Origin of the sequence: Corallococcus exercitus (assembly GCF_003611585.1) — a bacterium.
In the GTDB taxonomy this organism is placed as follows: domain Bacteria; phylum Myxococcota; class Myxococcia; order Myxococcales; family Myxococcaceae; genus Corallococcus; species Corallococcus exercitus.
Window position 1 is genome coordinate 1 of sequence record NZ_RAVW01000600.1, and the last position, 4,363, is coordinate 4,363.

Sequence of the window (4,363 nt, forward strand, 5' to 3'; positions counted from 1 at the left end):
CGCGGGGTCTCCATCTGGAGGCGCAGGCCCACGGACAGGCCCTCCAGGCTGCGCAGCTCCACGCGTGTGTTCGCGCCGGTGAGGGCCCCGCTTCCCGCGCCCTTCTGTTCCCAGCGGGCCCCCACGCCCACGGGTTCGGTGGGCAGGAAGGTGCCCAGGTCCTTGAGCAGCCCCGCCAGCTGTTGCATCTGGCCGCGCACGGGCGCGGCGAGGTCCGCGGGCAGCTTCCACTCGAAGCCGCTGGAGCGGCCGTGGGAGTCCACCTGGCCCTCGCCCTTCAAGCCGGGCAGGGGCGACAGCTGCGCGCGCGCCGCCTCCACGGTGCGCACGGGCGTGCGCGCGGCGACGAGCAGGTCCACCTCCTCCAGCGTGAAGCGGTAGCGCGCGGTGCCATCCGGGAGCACGCGCAAGACCTCCACGGCCATCACCATCTGCACGCCCGGCATGGGGGCGCCAGGCCTGCTGCGGCCCGCGTCGCGCAGCGTCGTGGATGTCTCCGAACGCAGGCCGATGCGCTGCACCCCGCCGAACAGGGGCCGCAGGAGGAGGGGCTGCTGAGGGGCCTGACCGCGATGCAGGACGTGCATGGGCCGCGAGTCTAGCCGCGCCACGCCGCTTGTGGAGCCAGGGCCCAGTGGGAGGTGACGCACGTCTGGGATTGCGCCGCGCAAGAGCCTTTCTTGCGCGCGCCTCCGCAGGAATTGCGCTGACGCGAGGCCTTCCCAGAGGGAAGCGGTGTTGGCGCCATTGATGCAATGGATGGGAGCACGGTCCACGGGCCGGAAAAGGAGCACGTCATGGCTGAGAACACCCAGAAGCCGATGCCGGGGTTGGAGACGCTTCGCACCCTGCGAGACGAGCTGCGGTTGAAGATGCACCTGGCGGGAATGGAGACCCGCGAGCGCTGGCGGATGCTGGAGCCGAAGGTGCGGGAGGCCGAGCAGCGGGCCGACGCGCTGACCCAGGAAGGGCAGTGGCTGGTGGATGAGCTGGTTCGGCACCTCCGTGAGCTGAACAAGGAGATCCACGAGCACCGGAACGGGCGCGACGCCCCGCGCGCGTGAGCGTCCGCTGTCCGCCCTGGCCTCGGAGGTCATTCATGCGCATCCCGCACCGGGTCCTGCTCTCCTTGTGTCTGTGTCTGGGGGCGCCCGGCGCGCTCGCGCAGGATGGGCTCGTGCGGCTGGGCGTGGCTTCCGGGGAGCGTGCCCGGCAGGTCTCGCGGACCGGACTGCGCCTGCGGGAGAACGCGGAGGCAGCGCGCATCGAGGAGGCGGCGCGCGAGGACGTCGCGCGGCTGCTGTCGCGCGGCGCGGAGAACCCGGGCCCCGAGACCGCGCAGGACCCCGCCGCTGCCCGACCGCGACAGGCGGCGGTTGGAGCAGGAGCTGGAGGCGCTCGACGCGCGGGTGGCCGCCCGTGCCGCCCAACGTGCCCGGTGGCTCCTGGCCGCGGGGCTGGAGGTGGACCCCGCGCTCCGGCTGCTTCCGGGAGATCCGCCCGAGCCGTGGCTCGCGGACGTGACCCTGGAGCCGGCCGTCCTCGTGGCGCGCGTTCACGACGCTTCCAGACGCGAGCTGGTGCGCGCGTACGTGCATGAGCACGCGGGACTCCAGGCGCGGCTCGCCACCCTGGAGGCGCTCGTGCCCGTCCAGACGGAGGCGCTCGCCAGGGCCCGGGGGGAACTGGTGGAGGGCCGGGCACCGCTGGAGGACGTGCTCACGCTCCTGCGCGCGAACCTGGCGCTGGAGCTGGAGGTGCTCGCCCTGCGGGTGCGCCGCGAGCAGAGCGTGTGGGAGCTGGCGGCGCTGCTGGAGTGCACCCCCGAGTCCGTCGTCGTCGCGGGCGCCCGCTGAGCGCGCCCGGCGCGTCCTGCTCCTGAACTCCTGGCGCCTCGAGCGGTCCGGACGGGCTTCGCGCCCGCCCGGACTTCTTCATGTCAGGGGGCGCTCGCGCGTCAGCGCACCGGGGGACGCAGCACGAGCACGGGCCGGCGGCTCTGGGCGAGCACCTTGCGCGCCACCGACCCGAGCAGCGCCTCCTTCACGCCGCCGTGGCCGCGCGAGCCCAGGCAGAGCAGCTCCGCGTCCATCCGCTCCGCGGCCTGCACCAGCGCGAGCGCCACGTCCTCGCCGTGGAGGACCTCCAGCCGCGTGGTGACCTCCCGGGCATCCAGCCCCCGGGGCACGCGCTCGAACAGGCGCTGCTTCAGGTCGCGGTGGAGGTCCGCGCCCGCGCGCTCGGGCACCACCGTCACCAGGTGCACCTCCGAACCCGCGGGGGCCAGCGCGAAGGCGAAGGGAATGGCCTCGTCCGCGAGCGGCGAGAGGTCCGTGGCCACCAGCAGCCGCCGCACCTGGGGCAGCGGCGCCTCGCCACGGGAGGCCGCGGGCGTCACCGGCACCACGGCCGCGGCCATGGGCGCGAGCCGCAGGGCGTGGTGCGCCACCGAGGCCAGGTTGCCCAGGACGTTGTGGGGGTGCGTGCCCACCACGAGCAGGTCCGCCTCCGCCTCCCGGGCCAGGTCCACCAGGTGGTCCGCGGCGCGCCCCACCGCCATGCGCAGGTGCACGCGCGGCGCGACGCCCGTGTCCGTGGCCGCCAGCGCCGCGATCTCGCGGTGGAGCACCTCCTCGATGCGGGGCGCCACCTCATCCAGGTTCATGGGGGTGGGCAGCCCCAGTCGCCGGCACTGCTCGAAGGCGTAGTAGACGTGCCCCGCCAGCAGCTCGAGCGGGCCATCCGCGGCCAGCTCCGTCAGCCAGCGCCGGGCGGCCTCGCTGCCGTGGGAGCGGTCCACTCCGAACATCACGCGCAGGGGCCGTGTCCCCCCGAGCCAGGCCTCGAAGGGCGCGGCGTCACGCACCCGCAGGAGCGGCACCGAACAGTTGCGCGCGATGCGCTCCAGGCTGACGCCCGAACCCAGGGCGGCGGGCTCGTCGCGGGGCGTCCCCACCACCAGCAGCCGCGCCTCGTGCGCGTCGCAGAAGACGGCCAGGGCCCGCGAGGAGCCGCTCTCCAGCAGGGAGGACTCCACCCGCGCCCCCAGCGGCTCCAGCCGCCGGAGCTCCTCGCGCAGCAGCGCCCGCAGGCCCTCGCGCACGGGCTCGGCCGCGACCCGGAGCTGATCCGGGTGGATTTGATGGACGAGCCAGAGCGGCTGGCCCCGGCGGGCGGCGATTCTCGCGGCCACCTCCGCGGCCTGACGGGAGCCCTCGGTGAGGTCGGTTGCGCAGACGATGGACATGGGAGGACTCCGGATGGGGGAGAGGCGGGGCGGCACGGCTTCCCCGCGGGTTGGATGACGTTGGGGGCGCGCCCCACTGCTGCTTGCGAAACCCTCTTCAGGATGCGTGCCGTCCACCCGCCCGGCGTCCCCGGCCCGGGCCGCGCAAGGGTTGCGGCGCCTGGAGACGCGGGCGCAAAAGCTGCGGGCCCCGCGGCCTGGGGCCCGCCTCTTCCTCGCGGCACGGGCTTCGCAATCCGGCCAGACATCCCGTTGCGCAGGAGCGACCCGAGATGAGCCCCCCTGGTTGGCTGGACCCCGAGCGTGGCCTCCGCGCGGAACGCCGTGGTTGGCGCTCCCCGGGGGAGGGGGTGCGATGAGCGCGGCGCACGGCGAGGCGGTGGTGGCGGCGGCCCCGGAGCCGCGCTGGGGGCTGGGTCAGCAGGAGGCCGAGGCGCGGCTGCGCCAGCATGGCCCCAACCTGCTGACGCGCGAGCAGCCCACGTCGGCGTGGCGCTTCCTGGGGCGTCAGTTCCGCTCCGGCATGGTGTGGCTGCTGCTGGGCGCGTGCGGCGTGGCGGCGCTGCTGGGCGAGGGCGCGGACGCGGTGGCCATCGCCACCATCGTGGTGCTCAACGCGCTGGTGGGCTTCCTCCAGGAGTACCGCGCGGACCGCGCCGTGCTGGCCCTGCGCGCGCTCACCGCGCCCAGCGCGCGGGTGCTGCGCGACGGCGTGAGCGCCGTGATTCCGGCGTCCCAGGTGGTGCCGGGCGACGCGCTGGTGCTGGAGGCTGGGGACGTGGTGTCGGCGGACGCGCGGCTGCTCACCGCGCACGCGCTGCTCACGCTGGAGGCGGCGCTCACCGGGGAGAGCACGCCGGTGGACAAGCAGGTGGGCGCGCTGCCGGACTCCACTCCGCTGGCGGAGCGCAGGGACCGCGTCTTCATGGGCACGTCCGTGGCGGCGGGCACGGCGGTCGCGGAGGTGACGGCCACTGGCATGGACACGGAGCTGGGCCGCATCGCGCACCTGGTCCGGTCCGCGCAGGTGTCGCAGACCCCGCTGCAGCAGCGGCTGGAGGGCGTCACCCGCATGCTGCTGGTGCTGTGCGTGGCGGTGGGGGCCCTGGTCGCGGG

The 4,363-nt window shown here is 75.0% G+C and carries 5 protein-coding genes; 3 read left to right on the top strand and 2 right to left on the bottom strand.

Going from position 1 to position 4,363, the window contains the following annotated elements; genetic code table 11:
* Window positions 1-587 (bottom strand): hypothetical protein (locus D7W79_RS39360; protein ID WP_147442285.1); only part of this gene is annotated, 587 nt, incomplete at its 3' end.
* Window positions 588-797: 210 nt separating this feature from the next.
* On the opposite strand from D7W79_RS39360, the gene D7W79_RS39365 reads away from it, so the two are divergent.
* The gene (locus D7W79_RS39365) at window positions 798-1,064 is read left to right on the top strand and encodes a hypothetical protein (protein WP_147442286.1); all 267 of its coding nucleotides are present in this window, start codon (window positions 798-800) and stop codon (window positions 1,062-1,064) included.
* A gap of 312 nt (window positions 1,065-1,376) precedes the next feature.
* Window positions 1,377-1,856 (top strand): hypothetical protein, encoded by a 480-nt coding sequence (locus D7W79_RS39370; RefSeq protein WP_120530362.1) that lies wholly within the window; start codon window positions 1,377-1,379, stop codon window positions 1,854-1,856.
* Between the two features lie 101 nt (window positions 1,857-1,957).
* Here the strand turns inward: D7W79_RS39370 and D7W79_RS39375 are convergent, their stop codons facing one another.
* Window positions 1,958-3,247 carry a universal stress protein gene (locus tag D7W79_RS39375; protein ID WP_120530363.1) on the bottom strand — a complete coding sequence of 430 codons (1,290 nt, stop codon included), beginning with the start codon at window positions 3,245-3,247 and terminating at the stop codon, window positions 1,958-1,960.
* A gap of 355 nt (window positions 3,248-3,602) precedes the next feature.
* On the opposite strand from D7W79_RS39375, the gene D7W79_RS39380 reads away from it, so the two are divergent.
* A partial coding sequence (locus D7W79_RS39380; RefSeq protein WP_244222226.1) for a P-type ATPase actuator domain-containing protein occupies window positions 3,603-4,363 on the top strand: 761 nt, incomplete at its 3' end.

Coding starts and splice junctions, on each gene's coding strand:
- D7W79_RS39365 (WP_147442286.1), top strand. CDS start 798: ATGGCTGAGAACACCCAGAAGCCGATGCCGGGGTTGGAGACGCTTCGC.
- D7W79_RS39375 (WP_120530363.1), bottom strand. CDS start 3,247: ATGTCCATCGTCTGCGCAACCGACCTCACCGAGGGCTCCCGTCAGGCC.